The organism is Niallia yueguangensis (assembly GCF_052663115.1).
On record NZ_JBQTCX010000023.1, the window covers coordinates 1 to 18,569 of the forward strand.

Consider the following 18,569-nt stretch of genomic DNA (forward strand, 5'->3'; position numbering starts at 1 on the left):
CGCCCGTTAGTTGAAGTGTTAAACTTCACAAACTATTAGCCAGCTCAAGGCTATCCAATTTTAGTTAGAATATAGCTTTAATAGTTCTTGTACTGGAAAACTATTTGTATTGTTCACCTCAACAAAATATGCTAACTGCCATTTTTGTGTTTCGATAGCTTGTTTGCTAGTGGGATTTTCCCATCTAGGGTAAACTCTAATTGCCATTTTTCCTTTTGTAGTGCCTGTTTTAAGGATATTTTGTTTTACAAGAACTTCTTTTGGAAAAACGAATTGTCCAAAATTATTATTACTAGTAAAAGTATTGATAACCAATAAATCAGTAGCCTTTTCATATGAAAAGGCTTGGTTTTTATTATTTCCATCTTTTTCCCAAAAAGCAACAAACTGTCCTATCTTGTTAGGTGTTATTTTTGCGACTCTAAATCTAACCGATTTTGAATTTAGTTGAAACATACCAGCCCCATAATCTGAATTTTGAGCTTCTTCTCGAATAGCATTTATTGTTAAGTGATTTGGTTCATAAAAAATTTTATTTACATATGTTAACGCCTTATAAAATTCATTCACTGCTTTGTACTCCTTATTTTTTATACTACGTAATCCAATGCCTTCTTGAATAGAATAGGCTAATCATAAAATACCGTCAAAATTTTCTTATTATATCACGTTTCTTATCTAGCTATCCTGCTCCGTTAGTTAAATAAGAACTAAATAGCGAAATTTGATAAGCGTAAACTGCGATATGTTTCTTTCACTTCAAAAACAAATGATGTCAAAAGAAACTCTTTGATGTTATGTTTTGTACTTTCATTACTATGACTATCTACAAATAAGAACGAAGCAAGATAATTATCAAGGTATTTAGTAGCCACACCTTTAAAACGGTTTATCCAATGTTTTAAACGTGAGTGCAGTCCATTAACATTTTGAATATGGTACAAACCTTTAATAACGTGTTTCCCATCATTAGATTTAATACGATAATGTTCTATCCCTTTTTCCTTTGCATAGGTTTTATAGGCTCTCCAAGCATCTGTAACAAGAACATTTTCAGGTGTCAGTTTAGAACCAATCATATTATCAACCTTTGTTTTCACAACCCGCTCCATACACGCTACCTTAGAAACCGTTGATTTAGTTCGCTCTCTAGCGACAAGAACACAGACTTGTTCTTTGCTTATTCCTCTATGTTTGGATTTTCCGCCTCGTTTACGAGGTTTACGTTTCTTAATACCACGTTGTCCTTTTTGAGAGTACAGAAAATAGGTCTCGTCAACTTCAACAATACCGTCAAATTGCTTAAAATCCATTTGTTTAAGGGCTGATAATATCTTGTGTCTCCAATAAAAAAGCGTAACCCAAGTAACCCCTACGATTTCCGCTGATTTTCGTAGGGAATATCCTTTAAACATACATTCAACAAAAGTAATCCATTCGTTTCCTTTTCGAGTTCGGAACAGAATCGTATTTGTAGTATCTGTAAAGGTTTTACGACAAGCCTTACAACGATAACGTTGGCGACAATTAGTTTTGCCAAATCTATTGACGTGTTCAGAAGTACAATGGGGGCATTTAAAGCCTTCTTTGAAACGTGCTTCTCTCTAGACGACCACCAACAGTTGAGGAAGGTTCAACATAGCGTTTTCATTGAAACACTCGTTCTTTATTTGTATGTGATAATTTATCAATATGTTTTAATAAATTGCTAAACGCTTTGCTCATTTCGAACTCTCCTATACGAATGTTTGTTCTTATTATAACCGCATTTTGGAAACGTATCAAATATCAACATTATTTTTTAACAGAGCCTACGTAAAAAATAGGAGTCTATGTGGACTCAGCAGACTGAATACACGTAGACTCCTATGGGAATGCGAGAAAGACGAGACTTAAGCAGAGCGTATGAGACGAGGAGGCTCGACGCTCGCTAAACGGACGAAGTATATTCAGATACTAACGAAACAGAATACTGGGTAAAAAGCGTATTATCTATAAAAATATTTATAGATGATGCGCTTTTTTATAATTTGTTTTATGAATAACTGTGACTTACAATTACACTTGTAACATAGAAATCTAAATATGGAGGAAAGACAATGTCAAAAAAAATATTAATGGTAGTTACAAATCATAAGCAAATAAATGAGGAGAAAGCTACGGGCGTTTGGTTATCAGAGTTTGCTGAAGCATATCTAGCATTCGAGAAAAAAGAATATGAGATAACCGTAGCAAGTCCACTTGGCGGAATAGTTCCAGTAGATCCAGGTAGTGTAGATGAAAGTACGCCACAAGAAATTTTGGACACGAAACAATACTTGCAAAACACGGTGAAACTTGATTCATTATCTGCTGAAGGTTTCCATGCAATTTTCTTGCCAGGTGGACACGGAACAATGTTTGATCTGCCAAAGAGCGAAAAACTTCAGGAATTGCTTCGTGATTTTTATGAAGGAGATAAAATTGTTGCAGCTGTTTGCCACGGACCAGCTGGATTAGTAGGAGCAACTCTTTCAGATGGTCAACCTCTAGTAGCTGGAAAACGTGTCAATACATTTACAGATCGTGAAGAAGCTGAAACTACACTTGACCAATATATGCCGTTTTTATTAGAAAGCAAAATGCGTGAACTCGGAGCCATTTTTGTCGCTGCTCCTAATTGGACGACGCATTATGAAGTAGATGGGAACCTAATTACTGGACAGAATCCTCAATCTACAATAGCGGTAACAAATGCTGTTATCGAAAAACTAGGATAAAACTTATAGGTTGATATCTTTTGAAGATATCAACCTATTAAATTTTTTGCATCAACTCTCTAAATAAGATAAGATCGTTAAAAAAAGGATGATGAACGTGGTTGATTTTGAATGGTATCGAAGTTTTATCAGCATCTATAAGCATAACTCTGTATCCGAAGCCGCAAAAGAAAGAATCATGACACAGCCTGCCATGAGCCAGCATCTAGCAGCACTGGAAGCTGAGGTTGGGCAGCCTCTATTTACAAGAACATCCCGAAAGATGCTTCCTACTGAAAGAGGCAAAGAGCTTTATTCAGAAGTTGCCCCGCTTATAGAAGCGTTGGAGGAAAAGACAATTGGACTGAAAAGTGTCTCGCTATCGAGCGTACCAGTGATTAGATTCGGCTCGGCCATTGAATTTTTCAATGAACTAATCCTGCCTAATCTAAACGATGAAAAATTCCGCATGATAGCTCATTTTGGTGTTGCATCTCAATTAATGGATCAATTATCAGAGGATAAAGTAGACCTTATTGTTACATCTAAAAAATTTCACATGCCAGGGATTGAATATATTCCATTAATGAAGGAAGAATTCGTTTTAGTTGCACCTAAAGAATTAATGGTTCCAGACTTTCAAGACTTAAATGAGGTTGAAAATTGGCTGGTAAACCAAAAATGGTTAAGTTATGGTTTGGACCTGCCAATTATAAGAAGATTTTGGAGGCAGCACTTTAGCAAGCGTCCCCAACTTAAACCAATCCACGTTATCCCAAATCTTCATGCTTTGTTAGCAAGTGTGGAATATGGAACTGGCATCACCTTAATTCCAACCTTCCTATTAGATCATTCGATGAATGGTGAAAAGGCTAAAAAAATAATGGAGCATTTAAAAGTACCTAATGAATTATATATCGCTTATAAAACGAAGCATAAAAACTCACCAGAAATGAATCAAGCAATAGACTTCATTAAGCGAATTTCAAATAAAGATGTATGAAGTAATGGAGGTAATTACGATGAAGGGAATAGGTATAAAACAATATGGTAATGTACTACAGCTCACGACAATTTCTATTCCTACAAAATCAGTAGGACCAAACGAACTGCTTATTTCAATTAAAGCAAGTGGAGTAAACCCTGTAGACTGGAAAGTGCGAGAAGGGTATTTGAAAGAGGACTTTCCATATAAAATGCCTCTTATTTTAGGATGGGATGCAGCAGGAATAGTAACGGGCGTTGGGAGTAACGTAAAGGAATTTCAAGTGGGAGATGACGTTTTTTTTAGACCTGAAATGGAGAAACAGGGTACATACGCCGACGAAATCGTAGTTCCAGCATATCTTGTTGCCCGAATGCCTAAAAAATTGTCCTATGTGGAAGCTGCTTCCCTCCCGTTAGTAGGGCTTACGGTTTGGCAGGCACTTGTTGAAGTAGGAAATATTCAGCAGGGGGATAAAGTGCTTATTTTAGCAGGTAGTGGCGGGATTGGTTCTGCTGCTATTCAAGTCGCAAAAGCGTTTGGTGCATATGTGGCGGCAACAACTAGCTCAAAAAATCGTGACTTTGTACGTGAATTGGGAGCAGATGAAGTTCTTGCATATGATCTTGGGGGCATGAATACAAACACCAAATTTGACTTTATGTTAGATGGAATTGGAGGCTCAGCATATGGTGATGTATTACATCTTATGAAGAAAAATGGTAAAGTAGCTACAATCATTAGTGAGCGAGATACCGTCCGTCCTGAGTATATAGATGCATTGGAAAAAGAACGTGAACTAGTAGTTCAGTTTGTGTTTACAAGACCAGATCGAGAAAATTTGAAAAATATTGCTGATCTAGTTGAAGCACAAAAACTGAAGCCGGTAGTTTCAGAAGTATATCCGCTTACAATAGATGGAGCAAAAAAAGCCCATCTTTCTAGTCAGACTGGTCGAACAAGAGGTAAGATTGTTTTAAGTAGAGAGGACTAAGCTCTATAAAATAATATTATTGTAGACAGAATAAAAGGAACAGTGAGGTAGTAATTTAAACAGTCTGAATATCATCCAAAGCAGATATCACTCTCTTTTACACAAAAGCTAAAAATTATATTAATTTTGCCATATAGTATTCATCAATATACTGATTATTAATCATTAAAGAGTGCTTTTTTGTTCCTTCTATTTGAAAACCCATTTTTTTGTAAAGGGCGATGGCTGCTTCATTGTGGGTCATAACTGTAAGTTCCAGCCTATGAATATTGTTTGAATAAGCCCAATCTTCCAATACAGAAAATAAATTTGTTCCGATTTTTTTACCTGTATAAGCCTTAAGTATTCCTATTATAATATACGCACTATGACCCATTCTCTTAAAACTTTCTCTTGTTGCAGAAAGGTATCCAACTATCTTACCATCTATCTCGCATACAAGAATGAGTGATAAATGATTATATAAAGTTTGCTTAATATATTCCTTCTGTTGTTCTAACGTTGTTTGTCGTTCATCAGGTTCAAGCATCATAAATTCTGATTCTTCATCCAATGTTTTACGGAGTGTAAGAAAGTTTTCTGAATCAGAAGTTTCTATTTTTCTAATTATCACAATAAAGTACTCCTTATAAAGTATTTTACTGTTATTATAGGAGATGGCTAGAATTTTTACTACAATTTTGCATAATTGGAGTTTAGCTGTTAAAAAGAATAAATAAAATAAAGCTATTATAAGGAATATATTGAAAAAAACATGCTAGTATAGAAACGAATCTATAGCTAGCATATTTTTTATAAACGTAAAAAATTCATTAATAAAAAGGTGGATAATAGTTTGCATAAGGATTAAGATATGGTTGGTATGGATTGGTTGATTGCATAGCAGGGTGCAAATATGGATAAATAATGACTGGACTTCCAGCTGTAAAACTTGTGGTAGCAGGCACTGCTCCATGCCCGATAGCACCTGTCCCACCTGCGCCATGGACAATTGGTGGAACAACTGGAACTGTTCCGATAACTGGAGCACCATGTAATCTGTTTTTCGAATGGATAGGATACATTATTTTCACCTCCGTGGTATTTTATTATATGTGTAGTAAGGAGAGTCGCTACATGTCAATATTAGTTATGTACATTCATAAAACAGTAAATGGAAAAAATACAGGTGGTTTTTATGAGTGAAAGATTAGTATATAGTGTTCTAAAGCGGATTAATGACGGAGATGTTGGAATCATTTCTAAAGATTATCGAATGCCGGATCGGGATTTTAATCAATTTATTTCATTATTAAATTCAAATGGTTATATCGATCAATCCTCGCTTACTAAAGTTAAACTTACGATTAAAGGATTAGAATTTCTCAAGGAAAATAAAAGGTTTGATGAAGAGATACCCGAATCTATAAAAGAACTTCCTCAATGGGTTCGATATGCAGGCGCTATTTATAAATGAAAGAAAAAGAAAATTAAACCTTATACATACGACATTTATAACTATATAGAATGGCAAGTAATTTTAAATCAAACCCTTCAACTGACAAAAAACAAACATGCTGAAATTCAACATATAGATATTTTTGACAAAGCAAATAAGGAAGAAATTAAGAATATTGAAATTCAAATAGGAATGTCACTTCCCATTTCGTATAAAAATGTAGTGCAGCAGTTTTCAAAAAGGGTTCATTTCTATTGGGCAGTGAGTGAAGAAAATGCATTGAATATCAATAACCGTTTGATTAGTTCGGGCAGTTTTTTGGATGGGCCACTTTGGGATGTTGACCAACTAATTATGTTAAATGAGATGAGGCGTGACAATGAGGGTTTAGATGAAGATCAGGCTCTTGATCATTGGAAGTATTCATTTATATTCTCTCGACATGGAAACGGGAATTATTTTGCAATCGATTTAAAATATCATCCAGGGGAAGTTATTTATTTAGCAAGTGATGGAATGATGCATGGATTAAGGCTTGGAGAAAGTTTTGAATCGTTTATGGATAATTGGATTCGTATTGGATGTGCAGGACACTGGGGAGAAGATTTTGAGTTGTTTTCAGATGACTACGTTTATTTAGATCACACATCTTTGAATTCATTACTGTGTAAAAAGTGGCTTGGGTTAATTTACTTTTCTTAGGAGTGCTACATGTTTAATAAGTTGGTTTCAACATTAGTTGTGTTCTTTTACCAAACAAGTTGTTAAGTGACAATAAAGTTGTTTAAAACGTCAGTCATGCTATTCAACAATCGGGTCATAGAAAATGATTCTAGGTTGATGGATATTCAAGTAAGGCCAAAAAGTAACAGGAAGAATTGGAGAATGATCATTCTTGACTGTCAGCTGATCAAAAAATTGAAAAGGGGTGTTCCTTGATGACAAATAGTAGAATGAATCCTAAGGTTGATGAATTTTTAAGTAATGCTAAAAAGTGGAAGGAAGAATATGAGACGTTGAGAAATATCGTTCTTGACTGTGAGCTGACCGAAGAATTTAAGTGGATGCATCCTTGTTACACGTTTAAGAAAAAAAACATCGTTTTAATACATGGATTTAAAGAATATTGTGCGCTTCTGTTTCACAAAGGTGCCTTGTTAAAGGATGCTCATGGAATTCTAATCCAACAAACGGAGAATGTACAGGCAGCGCGCCAGATTCGGTTCACCAATGTTCAAGAAATAGTTGAAATGGAAACCATCTTGAAAGCCTATATTTATGAAGCCATTGAAGTTGAAAAAGCCGGTTTGGAAGTGAATTTTAAAAAGAATACTGAATTCATAATACCTGAAGAACTTCAAAATAAATTCGATGAAATTCCTGCCTTGAAAACTGCTTTTGAAGCATTGACGCCGGGACGGCAAAGAGCATACATTCTTCATTTTTCTCAACCCAAACAATCCAAAACTCGAGAGTCAAGGGTTGAAAAATGTATACAGAAAATTCTCAATGGAAAGGGATTAAATGATTGCACTTGTGGACTATCTCAAAAACAGCCCAATTGTGACGGCTCGCACAAGAACATTCGATAAGAAAATCAATTAATCAAAATAAAAATTAGTGAATTTATAGTTGCAATGAAGAATATAATAAGTATAATAAATGAAAAATAGTAAAAATCTTGGAAAAAGAGAGTAGTTATTTGGAAAGTCACAGCGAATTAGGGTAGGTGGGAGCCTAATACCGAACAAATAATGAAGCGCACTTTGGAGATGTTTTTCTGAAAACAGTAGGAAAAACCGGAAATAATCCGTTAACATAGGCAAGTGGTTTTTTCTAATAGGAAAAAACAATTAGAGTGGTACCGCGGGATATTAAAAACTCTCGCCTCTTCAAATAGAAGGGGCGGGAGTTTTTTTATGTAGAAACTAGCATGAGAATTTTCTTTAAGACCTTTATGGAAAAAAGAATTGTATGCAGACTCAGGACATAATAAAGGCGGCGTGAGTAGAGAACTCACTATATATTCGAATAAAAAAACAAAATATTGGGCACATGGGCACAGAACCGCGTTATTTTCCATCTAAATTTCGAAGCTCTGTCCCCTTTTCCACAGAAAGGAGAAAATATGTTGAACATAAAAAACGAACTAGCCAATTGTTTAGTTAATAGTTTACAAGGAGAAATAGAAAAAGAAACGATTATTTCTTTCTTGGAAAAGCCGAAATTGTCCCATTTAGGGGATTATGCCTTTCCATGCTTTCCATTAGCAAAGCGGTTTCGGAAGGCTCCGCAAGCAATTGCCGAAGATCTTGCTGCAAAACTAAAGTCACCATTAATAGATAAAGTGGAAGTGGTTACAGGATACGTCAATATCTTCTTAAAAAAGCCTGTCTTATCTTCCTATATTTTAAAAGAAATAATGATAAAGAAAGAAAGCTACGGTCAACAAGTCATTGGCAATGGTGGCGTCATAACCGTTGATTTTTCTTCTCCTAATATTGCTAAGCCATTTTCGATGGGACATTTACGATCGACGGTAATTGGAAATTCCTTAGCACATATTGCTGAGAAAAATGGGTACAAACCAGTTAGAATTAATCATTTGGGGGATTGGGGAACACAGTTTGGAAAGCTGATGGTTGCCTATCAATTATGGGGAGATAAAGAGAAGGTTAAAGAAAATCCAATTAAAGAATTATTAAAACTATATGTAGCATTTCATGAAGAAGCAGAAAAAAATCCTCAGTTAAATGATCAAGGGAGATATTGGTTTAAAAAATTGGAAGACAGTGAGGAGGAAGCAGTTGAATTATGGAAATACTTTCGAGAAGAATCAGTAAAAGAATTTAACAAGGTGTATCAATTACTTGGCATTACTTTTGATTCTAAAAATGGTGAAGCTTTTTATAATGATAAGATGGATAAGGTTATTGATTTATTAGAAAAAGACCATTTGCTTTTAGAATCAGAAGGTGCAAAAGTCGTTCAATTAGATGGTTTTCCACCTTGTTTAATCAAGAAAAAAGATGGCACCACCCTCTATGCCACCCGTGATTTAGCGGCTGCCATATATCGACAAGAAACGTATCAGTTTGTAAAAGCTATATATGTAGTAGGAAATGAACAAACACTGCATTTTAAACAGCTTTTTGCTGTGCTAAATAAAATGGGGTATGATTGGCAAAATGGAATGGTTCATATTCCGTTTGGGATGATGTTAAAAGATGGCAAAAAAATGTCTACGAGAAAAGGGAAAGTAGTATTACTGGAAGAAGTGTTAAACGAGGCGATTGATCTTGCCTGTCAAAGCATCGAAGAAAAAAATCCAAGCTTACAAGCAAAAGAGGAAGTGGCAATACAAGTAGGCACAGGTGCGGTTATCTTTCATGATTTAAAGCATTATCGATTATCGGATATTGAATTTTCATTACATGATATGCTTCGTTTTGAAGGAGAAACAGGACCTTATGTTCAATATACACATGCACGAGCATGCTCCTTATTAAGAAAAGGGAATATGATGGAATTAGAAAAGTATGAACTTGCAGATGATATAAGCTGGAATGTGATAAAGGTATTACTGCATTTTCCAGAAAAAATAAAACGGGCGATGATCAACTATGATCCGTCTGAAATAGCCAAATACGTGCTTGACCTTTCAAAAGCTTTTAATAAATATTACGCATCTACACGAATTCTAGAAGAAGATGCCCTAAAACAACAAAGATTAGCACTTGTGTATGCAGTAACAATCGTTTTAAAAGAAGGTTTGCGGTTATTAGGAATAGAAGCACCGGAAGAAATGTAAAAGTAATTGCATTTTCAAAAAATAGGTAAAAATGATGAGCAGATGTTTTTCTAAAAAAGATAACTTGTCTTACAATGGAATTGTGGAAGCATGCTTCATCTTTTCTTCGTGATGGAATAATAGACGAAGAACAAACAGGTTATTTCCACCTAATAAAGGAGTGGCGTAAAAATGAATATCACGATTACAGAAGATGCGAAAAATAAATTGCAAACATATGATGTTCCAGAAGGAGCAAATTTTAAAATAAGTACCATTTTCAGCGGCGGATGCAGTTATACGTATGATTTCGAATTTGCTTTAGATTATATAGATGATAAGGATACAAAATTTGAAGATAACGGAATCGTAATTTATTTAGATCAACTGACGTTAAAACATACTAATGAAGACTTAAAGTTGGATTATGTACAAGGAAAAGGCTTTCGTTTAGTAGGCGCAAGTCAAATCTATTCCTTCTATTTAGAAGTGAAAAGAAAAGTAACCGTATAAAATAATAAAAATCGCTTTCCAGAGAGGGAGAGCATTTTTTATAAGTCTATATAAAAGCTCATTGTTGATTTTGACACGATGTTGATTGGAGTGGAAGGCGTGAGACTCCTGCGGGAAAAGTGAGTCAGAGGAAGACCACACAGGCACACAGCGAGCGATAAGCTTCGGAAATCCCCTTTTAACTAAGCCTTTTTATAAAAAAATACATCCTATCAAAAATGATCGAAAAGGAGGGAATAGGCAGTGGGGAATTCAGTAAAAGTTTATCATTATGATGCGTTTAGTCAAATGCCGAATAAAGGGAATCCAGCCGGCGTCGTATTAGACGCTGATCACTTAACAGACGAAGAGATGCAGAAAATAGCCCATCTTATTGGCTTTAATGAAACGTCCTTTCTTGTTGCATCAGAAGTTGCAGATATAAGGATTCGTTATTTCACACCTGGTCACGAAATGGATTTATGTGGACATGGAACGATGGCTGCCATTGGTGCATTAGTGTTACAAGATAAATTGCGACAAAAAAAGGTCACAATTGAAACGAAAGCAGGTATATTTACTGTAGAAATTAACTTTTTAGCAAATGGTGAATATGAAATAACGATGAAGCAAGCTGCACCGAAATTTCATGAGTATAAAGGATCAAGGCAAGCGCTTGCTCTTTCTATTAGTATTTTAGAAGAGGAAATAGATAAAAATTTGCCGATTGTTTACGGAAGTACAGGAATATGGACTTTGCTAATTCCAATAAAAAAATTAGACACCTTCCAAAAAATGAAACCTATAAATCAAGATTTCCCAACGATATTAACGGAAAAACCACATGCATCATTGCATCCATTTTGTTTAGAAACCTATCATGCAGAAGCAAACATGCATGGTCGCCATTTTTCCTCTCCATATTCTGGAACGGTAGAGGATCCTGTTACAGGTACAGCTTCAGGTGTTATGGGGGCATATTATGCGACATACATAAATAAGCTATTGAAGCAAGACGAAAAAATGAAATTAATAGTCGAACAAGGACAGGAAATGAACAAAGATGGAAAAGTATTGGTGGAAGTTTGTAACCAGGATAAAGGATTTGAGGTGCAAATTACTGGGAGTGCAGTGTATGTAAAAGAATGGAGATTGGAATATTAATAAATAAGTAATATTACGATAACCTAAAAGAAAGCCAAGTCATTCACACTTTTACACAACGTGAATGATTTGGCTTTGTTTAGCCAGCAATAAAATGGAGATGAAAACCCCCTACTGTGATAGCTTCTTACTTATGTATTTTCATTCTTTTTCCCCGATTTTTCAACGACTAGTTCTATTAAGCTGATCAAAGCAGCAGCTAATATTTGTGTATATTCACCAATTTGAATAGAATCCATCCAACTGTCTAATAAAAAAATAATCGCCCAGTTGACAAAATAGTTTAATAGAAACTCAGTGAAAAACTGCATAAAGGCTGTTGGGATTAATGCATGGATCAATGTATTTAACAATTTGAAAATAATCTCCCCAATAATGCCTAATAAAAGATAAAACAGCACAAACAGAAATAGCGTGTAAAAAGAGTCATACTGTACATGAAGAAGCTTAAAAAATCCTAATAAACCAAAATAATAAGTAGCAAATACAAAAGCAAGTGCAAATAGAATCAAAAAAGTAATGATGGAAATAATAAAGATTTTTGATTTAAGTGTTTCATTGCGAAATGGTTTTTCTGAATTCATATCGATACACTCCTAAACTTCTAAACAAGCTAAATATTATGAATCATCTTGTAAGAAAACAAAGGCATTCTTTTATACGATTAGAGAATAATATAGTTTCAAGTAATTCCAAAAAATTTACTATAAACGATTTGTTTGACAAGGAAAAAGAAACGTGGCAAAATAACTACCGAACGGTCGGTTGGTTCGATAGTAAAATAGTTAGAAGCTCTAGAGGAGGCAAAATATGAATCGTTATTGGATGATGGTTTTTGGAGCAGGTTTAGTAGAAGTGCTTTGGGTTGCAGGATTAAAATATGCAGAAACACCTTTAGAATGGATTGGAACCGGAATAGCCATTATTTTTAGTTTTTCCCTGCTAATATATACAACTAATTTTTTGCCGATTGGAACCGTATATGCAGTTTTTACTGGTCTTGGAACAGTAGGTACTGTGGTAGGAGAGATTATCCTATTTCATGAACCGATACAGCCATTAAAAATATTGTTTATCGGAATATTACTGGCAGGTGTAATCGGTTTGAAAATAGTGACAGATAAAAACCCTGGAACAAAGGAGAAAGTATAATGGCGTGGATTGCGTTAATGATAGCAGGTTTATGTGAAGTGGCAGGCGTGCTTAATATAAAAAGATTGACACAGAAAAAATGGGATGCGGTCATTTTTCTTGTTTTAGGATTTGTATTAAGTTTTGGTATGTTGACATACGCATTAAAGACCATTCCAATGGGAACAGCATATGGAATTTGGACAGGAATCGGCACAATTGGTTCTGCATGTATCGGCATGTTTTTATATAATGAACCAAAAGACTGGAAACGATTATTATTTATCAGCATGATTTTAGCAGCGTCAATCGGACTAAAAATAATTTCATAGTGAAGTTAATCATTTCATGAAAGGAGGAGACCTTGTGAAACGTGAGGAATTAAAACAGGCGGCTTTAAAATATTTTGGATTACACGGATACGAGGGCACCTCCCTTGCACAAATTGCAGAAGAAGCAGGCATTAAGAAATCTTCTATTTATGCCCATTTTAAGGGGAAGGATGAGTTGTTTTTAGAAGTATTAAGAGAAGCAAAAAAAGTAGAAATAAGCTTAAAAGAAACGTATTTTCAACAAAATAATACGAGAAATGCAGATGATTTTTTATATGGTTATTTAGTACATACAAAAGAAATGTTTCAAAAAAATGAAAGCTTAAAATTTTGGCTCCGCATGGGTTTTTTTCCGCCCGCCCATCTTTATCAAGAGGTGCATAAAGACGTAATGGAAGTAGAGATATTACAGGAAATGCTGTTGAAAAAAGCATTTAAACAATGGATACAACAAGATGCCCTAACAGCAGAAGAGAATGAAGAGACTTTAACGATTGCTTATACAGGGATGATTATGGCCATTATGGTGGAGCTAGTTTATTTTCATACGTCTAATCGAGTAGAAGAAAAGCTTGAGGCGTTATGGAGAATTTTTTGGCAGGGAATAAAGAGAAGGTAGAACGGTAGAAAGTGCAGTATTTGTAAAAAAGACAAAAAACTGCACTATTGCTAGTTATTAATCTTGTTGTTAGCTAGATGTTTCAGCAATCATTTCTTTTAATAGTTGTGCATACTGTTCTACTTCTTCGATTGTTGTATCTTTCCCAAACGAAATCCGCACAAATTCCTTTGCTTGTTCATCCGAAAAGCCCATTGCCTTCATTGACTTTGATGGAGTTTGTTGACCGACTTGACAGGCACTACCTGTTGAAATCGCATATCCTCTTCGATTACTTTCCAACATGACCCACTGACCTTCCATATTCTTTACTCGTAATCCAATAATAGATGGAAGTTGCTGGGCACATTCTATTACATGGATAGATGAATTTCCTTTTGTTTTTTGTAAAAAGGCGTTTCGCAGCTGCTTAAAATGAAACTGATTCCCCTCTAATTGCAAATGTGCTTTTTGCGCAGCAACCGTCATGGATACAATTCCTGCCGTATTTAACGTGCCAGGTCTAAACCCATTTTCATGAGTCGTTCCCGGGTAATAGCCTTCCCAATTATGTTTTGGGTTGATATATGCGACTCCGACTCCTTTTGGTCCATAAAACTTATGACTTGATAGAGAAAAACCATCAAGCATGTTTGTGAAAGAGGTAAGTGGAAGTTTGCCAAAGCTTTGTACAAAGTCACTATGAAAAAGAACACCATGTTTTTTGCAAATGGAACCTATTTCCTCAATCGGTTGAATGGCACCAGTTTCTGAGTTGACATGATGAATCGAAACTAGTGCAGTATTTTCGTTTAACCTTTTTTCAAAGAGCTCTAAATCAATTAGCCCGTTATTCATGACGGGAAGATAATCTATTTCATATCCTTGTTTTTCTAGTATTTTCATCGTGCTGTGAATCGAAGAGTGCTCTGCTAATGTTGTTATTATATGATTCTTGTTCTTTGGTTGTTCCGACAGCAAAGCCTGGATCGTTAAAAAGTTGCTTTCCGATCCGCCGCTTGTAAAATAAATTCCCTCTTTGTCTACTCCTAATAAAGAAGCAAAATCACTGCGGCATTGTTCTATAAAAGATTGAACTGTGCCTCCCATATCATGAAGACTGTTAGAGTTGGCAAAATAATTAGCAGCTACTTTAATATATGCGCTAGCTGCATCTTTATCCAACGGACAAGTTGCCGCATAATCGAAATAAATCATCGTGTTCCCTCCAAATAGTTGCTTGATGAATCCATAAAAAAATCCTTCTTAACATAAAGAAAATGAGAATATTAAAAAGTCCTAAAAGAAAATACTTGTCATAAGTTTAAAACTATGTAAATATAAGTGTCAAGACACCTGTTAATAAGGGGAGTAAAAATATGAAATCAGATGTATTAATTATTGGCAGTGGATTGGCAAGTTTACAATTGGCAAAGTTACTTTCTAAGCATTTAAATGTGATGATTCTCACAAAGTCACACTCATTTCATAGTAATTCTTATTTGGCACAAGGAGGAGTTGCTGCATCCATAAGCAAGCAAGATGATTTTAAAAAACATGCACTTGATACACTCGAAGCAGGCAGATTTCATAATAATGTCGAGGTAGTAAAGACAATAACAAAAAATGCCCCCGACTTAATTCATGAATTGCTAGGCGGTGGCTGTGCTTTTGATCAAGATGACAACGGAAACTTGTTGCTAGGCATGGAAGGAGCCCATAGTGAAAATCGTATTGTTCATGGAGGAGGCGATTCAACTGGCAAAAGGCTAGTTGAGTTTTTAACCCACTCTTTAGGTAATAATGTCACGATTTTAGAAAACTTTTTTGTGGATGAATTGATTCAAAACAATCAAAACGAATGTATAGGTGTAAAAGGAACACATGCAAATGGCCAACAAGATTGTTTTTTTGCAGCACATACAGTGCTTGCCACTGGTGGATGTGGGCAAATTTATTCCTTAACTTCAAGTGAAAATACGATTACAGGAGACGGGATAGCACTGGCATATTTAGCTGGGGCTGCTGTAACAGATATGGAGTTTGTACAATTTCATCCTACCTTGCTTTCAATTGAAGGGAAAACAGTTGGTCTTGTTTCAGAAGCTGTACGAGGAGAAGGAGCAAGGCTTATATCGGAAAAAGGATCATACATTATGGAGGGCGTGCATCCATATAAAGATCTTGCTCCAAGGCATATTGTCTCCCAAACGATTTTTAGCCATATAAAAAAAGGGGAAAAAGTGTATTTAGATATTAGCAGTATTCAACATTTTGAACAAAGATTTCCCTCCATTTCAAAGATGTGTATACAAAATGGCATTGATTTAGCTAAAAAGAAAATTCCAGTTGCACCTGGCAGTCATTTTTTAATGGGAGGAATTGAAACAGATCTGATTGGCAGAACAACAATTAAAGGATTATATGCGATCGGCGAAGCAGCATGTACGGGATTTCATGGAGCAAACCGGTTAGCAAGCAATTCTTTATTGGAAGGTTTATTTATGGGAAAACAGCTTGCTTGGTATATTAGTACGACCAACTATCTTCCATCGACTTTTATTAGAAAAGAAACAAAAGTATCCCATCTTGGAACGCCCCTAAGCTTACCAGAAGTAAATGTACTAAAGGAAAGCATGATGGAGAATGTCGGCATTGTAAGAAAGAAACAAGATTTGCAAAACCAGCTGCATTGGCTGAAGGGATTTGGAATACATGATCTATCTATTAATCTTGATACATTCTCTTCAAAAGAAAAAGAAATTGCTTTTATGCTAATTACCGCCTGGTTGATTACAAAATCTGCTTTAGCTAGAACAGAGAGCAGAGGCGGACATTATCGCGAAGATTTTCCGGAAGAAAAAGAAGAATGGCTAAAAAGAAAGATCGTTCATAAAAAAGAAAAGGTAGGACATGATGAATACAATAAAATTGCGAAAACAACTTGAACAGTTTTTTATAGAAGATATTGGAGAAAGAGATGTTACAACCGACACGATATTTCCAGCTTATACAACAGGCGAAATTGTATTTATAGCAAAAAGTTCGGGAATATTCTGTGGGCAAACCGTTATTGAACATGGTTTCCAATTGCTTGAACCATCCATGGACATAAACATGCTGATAAAAGATGGAGAAAAAGTGGAGATAGGACAAGAAATTGCAACCGTAAAAGGAACAATTCGCAATCTTTTAAAAGGAGAAAGGGTTGTTCTCAATCTTATTCAAAGAATGAGCGGTATTGCCACGAAAACAAAAGAATGTGTCGATCGTTTGAACAGCCCTTATACGAAAATTTGTGATACAAGAAAAACGACTCCAGGCCTTCGTATGCTGGAAAAATATGCAGTAACAGTCGGCGGCGGTTATAATCATCGCTACGGTTTATATGATGCCGTCATGATCAAAGATAATCATATTTCTTTTGTAGGTTCTATTAGAAATGCCGTTAAAACCATCAAACAATCTATTGGTCATATGGTAAAAGTAGAAGTCGAGGTCGAAACAAAAGCACAAATGGTAGAAGCATTGGAAGCTGGAGCGGATGTGATTATGTTTGATAATCGCAGTCCAGAAGAGATAAAAAAATGGATTAAATATATTCCAGAAACAATCATTACAGAGGCATCTGGAGGAATCACATTAGAAAACGTAGCTTCCTACAAGGATTGTGGAGTTGATTATATCTCGCTCGGTTTTTTGACCCATTCGGTTGCTTCGTTGGATATAAGTGTAAAGGTGAACCTATCATAATTTAATCAAAGGGGATGAAATCGATGAATATTCTTGATCAATTACAAACAAATCATAAACAAATTCCAGAACACTATAAAAATATGTCGACACAAGAATTAGAAGCTCGAGCAATGAAAATAAAAAGGAAACTCGGAGATCGTTTATTTGTTCCAGGTCATCATTACCAAAAAGATGAAGTAATCCAGTTTGCTGATACAACAGGTGATAGCTTACAGCTTGCTCAAGTTGCAGCTGATAACAAGGAAGCAGAATATATTGTTTTTTGCGGCGTGTATTTTATGGCAGAAACAGCGGATATTTTAACATCAAAACAGCAAAAAGTGTATCTTCCTGATATGCGGGCAGGCTGTTCTATGGCAGATATGGCAGATATTTATCAAACCGATCGTGCATGGGAGAAGCTGCTGCAGCTTTTTGGAGATACAATTATTCCACTTACTTATGTCAATTCAACTGCTGCAATTAAAGCATTTGTTGGCATAAATGGAGGTGCAACTGTTACGTCATCGAATGCAGAAAAAATGGTTTCCTGGGCCCTAACACAAAAGGAGAGGTTACTATTTTTACCAGATCAGCATTTAGGAAGAAATACCGCATTTAATTTAGGGATACCATTAGAAAATATGGCCGTGTGGGATCCTATTAAGAATGAATTGGAATATTCCGGTCCCTTGGAGAATGTTCAAGTCATTTTATGGAAAGGACACTGTTCTGTACATGAAAACTTTACGGTGAAAAATATTTTTGATGTAAGAGAACAATTTCCAGATATGAAAATTATCGTTCATCCAGAGTGTCGTCGTGAGGTGGTGGAGTTAGCAGATTATGCTGGTTCTACCAACTATATAATAAACTGCATTCAAAATGCTGCTCCTGGAACATCGTTTGCAATCGGAACAGAAATGAACTTAGTAAAACGAATCATAAAAGAGCATGCGGATAAACATATTATTTCCTTAAACCCCAATATGTGCCCTTGTTTAACAATGAATAGAATTGATTTGCCTCATTTTGTTTGGTGTTTAGAATCTTTAGAAGATGGATTTGAAATGAACCAGATTATAGTAGAAGAACCCATTGCAAGTAACGCTCGTTTAGCACTCGAAAGAATGCTGACAACTACATGAATTAATTTAATTATTAAATAAATT

At 35.3% G+C, this 18,569-nt stretch carries 20 protein-coding genes, 1 pseudogene and 1 other annotated feature; of the genes and pseudogenes, 15 read left to right on the top strand and 6 right to left on the bottom strand.

Features of this window, described 5'->3' with window-relative positions; all coding sequences use genetic code 11:
• Window positions 1-60: 60 nt before the first annotated feature.
• Together ACTYA4_RS17650 and ACTYA4_RS17655 are read right to left on the bottom strand one after the other, a co-directional pair.
• Window positions 61-570, bottom strand: coding sequence for a MepB family protein (locus ACTYA4_RS17650; protein WP_443481592.1), 510 nt, complete (start codon window positions 568-570; stop codon window positions 61-63).
• A gap of 140 nt (window positions 571-710) precedes the next feature.
• Window positions 711-1,725, bottom strand: a pseudogene (locus tag ACTYA4_RS17655) (IS1595 family transposase).
• Between the two features lie 374 nt (window positions 1,726-2,099).
• On the opposite strand from ACTYA4_RS17655, the gene ACTYA4_RS17660 reads away from it, so the two are divergent.
• From ACTYA4_RS17660 to ACTYA4_RS17670, 3 genes are all read left to right on the top strand, one after another.
• Window positions 2,100-2,759 (top strand): type 1 glutamine amidotransferase domain-containing protein, encoded by a 660-nt coding sequence (locus tag ACTYA4_RS17660; protein WP_443481593.1) that lies wholly within the window; start codon window positions 2,100-2,102, stop codon window positions 2,757-2,759.
• A gap of 97 nt (window positions 2,760-2,856) precedes the next feature.
• On the top strand, window positions 2,857-3,741 hold the full coding sequence (locus tag ACTYA4_RS17665) for a LysR family transcriptional regulator (protein ID WP_443481594.1): 885 nt from the start codon (window positions 2,857-2,859) through the stop codon (window positions 3,739-3,741).
• Window positions 3,742-3,760: 19 nt separating this feature from the next.
• Entirely contained in the window at window positions 3,761-4,717 is a 957-nt protein-coding gene (locus ACTYA4_RS17670; protein ID WP_443481595.1) for an NADP-dependent oxidoreductase, read from the top strand.
• A 115-nt stretch (window positions 4,718-4,832) separates the two neighbouring features.
• Here ACTYA4_RS17670 and ACTYA4_RS17675 read toward each other — a convergent pair whose 3' ends face one another.
• Both ACTYA4_RS17675 and ACTYA4_RS17680 read right to left on the bottom strand, forming a co-directional pair.
• Complete coding sequence (locus ACTYA4_RS17675) at window positions 4,833-5,330, bottom strand: GNAT family N-acetyltransferase (protein ID WP_443481596.1); 498 nt, start codon at window positions 5,328-5,330, stop codon at window positions 4,833-4,835.
• 199 nt (window positions 5,331-5,529) lie between these two features.
• Complete coding sequence (locus tag ACTYA4_RS17680) at window positions 5,530-5,781, bottom strand: hypothetical protein (RefSeq protein WP_443481597.1); 252 nt, start codon at window positions 5,779-5,781, stop codon at window positions 5,530-5,532.
• A 113-nt stretch (window positions 5,782-5,894) separates the two neighbouring features.
• On the opposite strand from ACTYA4_RS17680, the gene ACTYA4_RS17685 reads away from it, so the two are divergent.
• From ACTYA4_RS17685 to ACTYA4_RS17710, 6 genes are all read left to right on the top strand, one after another.
• Window positions 5,895-6,173 carry a hypothetical protein gene (locus tag ACTYA4_RS17685; protein WP_443481598.1) on the top strand — a complete coding sequence of 93 codons (279 nt, stop codon included), beginning with the start codon at window positions 5,895-5,897 and terminating at the stop codon, window positions 6,171-6,173.
• Between the two features lie 120 nt (window positions 6,174-6,293).
• Window positions 6,294-6,857, top strand: a complete 564-nt coding sequence (locus ACTYA4_RS17690) for an SMI1/KNR4 family protein (RefSeq protein ID WP_443481719.1) — start codon at window positions 6,294-6,296, stop codon at window positions 6,855-6,857.
• A gap of 236 nt (window positions 6,858-7,093) precedes the next feature.
• On the top strand, window positions 7,094-7,747 hold the full coding sequence (locus ACTYA4_RS17695; protein ID WP_443481599.1) for a YdeI/OmpD-associated family protein: 654 nt from the start codon (window positions 7,094-7,096) through the stop codon (window positions 7,745-7,747).
• A gap of 81 nt (window positions 7,748-7,828) precedes the next feature.
• Window positions 7,829-8,050 (top strand) — a binding site (T-box leader).
• A gap of 236 nt (window positions 8,051-8,286) precedes the next feature.
• The gene (gene argS / locus ACTYA4_RS17700; RefSeq protein ID WP_445505778.1) at window positions 8,287-9,966 is read left to right on the top strand and encodes an arginine--tRNA ligase; all 1,680 of its coding nucleotides are present in this window, start codon (window positions 8,287-8,289) and stop codon (window positions 9,964-9,966) included.
• A 171-nt stretch (window positions 9,967-10,137) separates the two neighbouring features.
• Window positions 10,138-10,458, top strand: a complete 321-nt coding sequence (locus ACTYA4_RS17705) for an iron-sulfur cluster biosynthesis family protein (protein ID WP_443481600.1) — start codon at window positions 10,138-10,140, stop codon at window positions 10,456-10,458.
• A gap of 243 nt (window positions 10,459-10,701) precedes the next feature.
• Complete coding sequence (locus tag ACTYA4_RS17710) at window positions 10,702-11,601, top strand: PhzF family phenazine biosynthesis isomerase (protein ID WP_443481601.1); 900 nt, start codon at window positions 10,702-10,704, stop codon at window positions 11,599-11,601.
• A 131-nt stretch (window positions 11,602-11,732) separates the two neighbouring features.
• On the opposite strand, the gene ACTYA4_RS17715 is transcribed toward ACTYA4_RS17710, so the two are convergent.
• On the bottom strand, window positions 11,733-12,185 hold the full coding sequence (locus ACTYA4_RS17715; RefSeq protein WP_443481602.1) for a YrvL family regulatory protein: 453 nt from the start codon (window positions 12,183-12,185) through the stop codon (window positions 11,733-11,735).
• Between the two features lie 226 nt (window positions 12,186-12,411).
• Here ACTYA4_RS17715 and ACTYA4_RS17720 point away from each other — a divergent pair, with 226 nt between their 5' ends.
• The 3 genes from ACTYA4_RS17720 to ACTYA4_RS17730 are packed head-to-tail and all read left to right on the top strand — an operon-like array spanning window position 12,412 to window position 13,683.
• Window positions 12,412-12,753, top strand: coding sequence for a DMT family transporter (locus ACTYA4_RS17720; RefSeq protein WP_443481603.1), 342 nt, complete (start codon window positions 12,412-12,414; stop codon window positions 12,751-12,753).
• A complete protein-coding gene (locus ACTYA4_RS17725; RefSeq protein WP_443481604.1) occupies window positions 12,753-13,064 on the top strand; it encodes a DMT family transporter in 312 nt (103 codons plus the stop codon). The genes ACTYA4_RS17720 and ACTYA4_RS17725 overlap by 1 nt, the downstream gene beginning before the upstream one ends.
• A 34-nt stretch (window positions 13,065-13,098) precedes the next feature.
• Window positions 13,099-13,683: a TetR/AcrR family transcriptional regulator gene (locus tag ACTYA4_RS17730; protein ID WP_443481605.1), complete on the top strand. Its 585-nt coding sequence runs from the start codon at window positions 13,099-13,101 to the stop codon at window positions 13,681-13,683.
• A gap of 69 nt (window positions 13,684-13,752) precedes the next feature.
• On the opposite strand, the gene ACTYA4_RS17735 is transcribed toward ACTYA4_RS17730, so the two are convergent.
• Window positions 13,753-14,880 carry an IscS subfamily cysteine desulfurase gene (locus ACTYA4_RS17735; protein WP_443481606.1) on the bottom strand — a complete coding sequence of 376 codons (1,128 nt, stop codon included), beginning with the start codon at window positions 14,878-14,880 and terminating at the stop codon, window positions 13,753-13,755.
• Between the two features lie 161 nt (window positions 14,881-15,041).
• Here ACTYA4_RS17735 and nadB point away from each other — a divergent pair, with 161 nt between their 5' ends.
• From nadB to nadA, 3 genes are read left to right on the top strand one after another with little or no spacing between them, the layout of a single operon-like run.
• A complete protein-coding gene (nadB, locus tag ACTYA4_RS17740; protein WP_443481607.1) occupies window positions 15,042-16,610 on the top strand; it encodes an L-aspartate oxidase in 1,569 nt (522 codons plus the stop codon).
• Complete coding sequence (gene nadC / locus ACTYA4_RS17745; RefSeq protein ID WP_443481608.1) at window positions 16,579-17,415, top strand: carboxylating nicotinate-nucleotide diphosphorylase; 837 nt, start codon at window positions 16,579-16,581, stop codon at window positions 17,413-17,415. Before nadB ends, nadC begins: the two co-directional genes overlap by 32 nt.
• A 23-nt stretch (window positions 17,416-17,438) precedes the next feature.
• A complete protein-coding gene (gene nadA / locus ACTYA4_RS17750) occupies window positions 17,439-18,545 on the top strand; it encodes a quinolinate synthase NadA (RefSeq protein ID WP_443481609.1) in 1,107 nt (368 codons plus the stop codon).
• Window positions 18,546-18,569 lie beyond the last annotated feature (24 nt).

Excerpts from the sequence above, each read along its gene's own strand:
- ACTYA4_RS17660 (WP_443481593.1), top strand. The coding sequence starts at position 2,100 with ATGTCAAAAAAAATATTAATGGTAGTTACAAATCATAAGCAAATAAAT.
- ACTYA4_RS17670 (WP_443481595.1), top strand. The coding sequence starts at position 3,761 with ATGAAGGGAATAGGTATAAAACAATATGGTAATGTACTACAGCTCACG.
- ACTYA4_RS17680 (WP_443481597.1), bottom strand. The coding sequence starts at position 5,781 with ATGTATCCTATCCATTCGAAAAACAGATTACATGGTGCTCCAGTTATC.
- ACTYA4_RS17685 (WP_443481598.1), top strand. The coding sequence starts at position 5,895 with ATGAGTGAAAGATTAGTATATAGTGTTCTAAAGCGGATTAATGACGGA.
- ACTYA4_RS17695 (WP_443481599.1), top strand. The coding sequence starts at position 7,094 with ATGACAAATAGTAGAATGAATCCTAAGGTTGATGAATTTTTAAGTAAT.
- ACTYA4_RS17705 (WP_443481600.1), top strand. The coding sequence starts at position 10,138 with ATGAATATCACGATTACAGAAGATGCGAAAAATAAATTGCAAACATAT.
- ACTYA4_RS17715 (WP_443481602.1), bottom strand. The coding sequence starts at position 12,185 with ATGAATTCAGAAAAACCATTTCGCAATGAAACACTTAAATCAAAAATC.
- ACTYA4_RS17720 (WP_443481603.1), top strand. The coding sequence starts at position 12,412 with ATGAATCGTTATTGGATGATGGTTTTTGGAGCAGGTTTAGTAGAAGTG.
- ACTYA4_RS17725 (WP_443481604.1), top strand. The coding sequence starts at position 12,753 with ATGGCGTGGATTGCGTTAATGATAGCAGGTTTATGTGAAGTGGCAGGC.
- ACTYA4_RS17735 (WP_443481606.1), bottom strand. The coding sequence starts at position 14,880 with ATGATTTATTTCGATTATGCGGCAACTTGTCCGTTGGATAAAGATGCA.
- nadB (WP_443481607.1), top strand. The coding sequence starts at position 15,042 with ATGAAATCAGATGTATTAATTATTGGCAGTGGATTGGCAAGTTTACAA.
- nadC (WP_443481608.1), top strand. The coding sequence starts at position 16,579 with ATGAATACAATAAAATTGCGAAAACAACTTGAACAGTTTTTTATAGAA.
- nadA (WP_443481609.1), top strand. The coding sequence starts at position 17,439 with ATGAATATTCTTGATCAATTACAAACAAATCATAAACAAATTCCAGAA.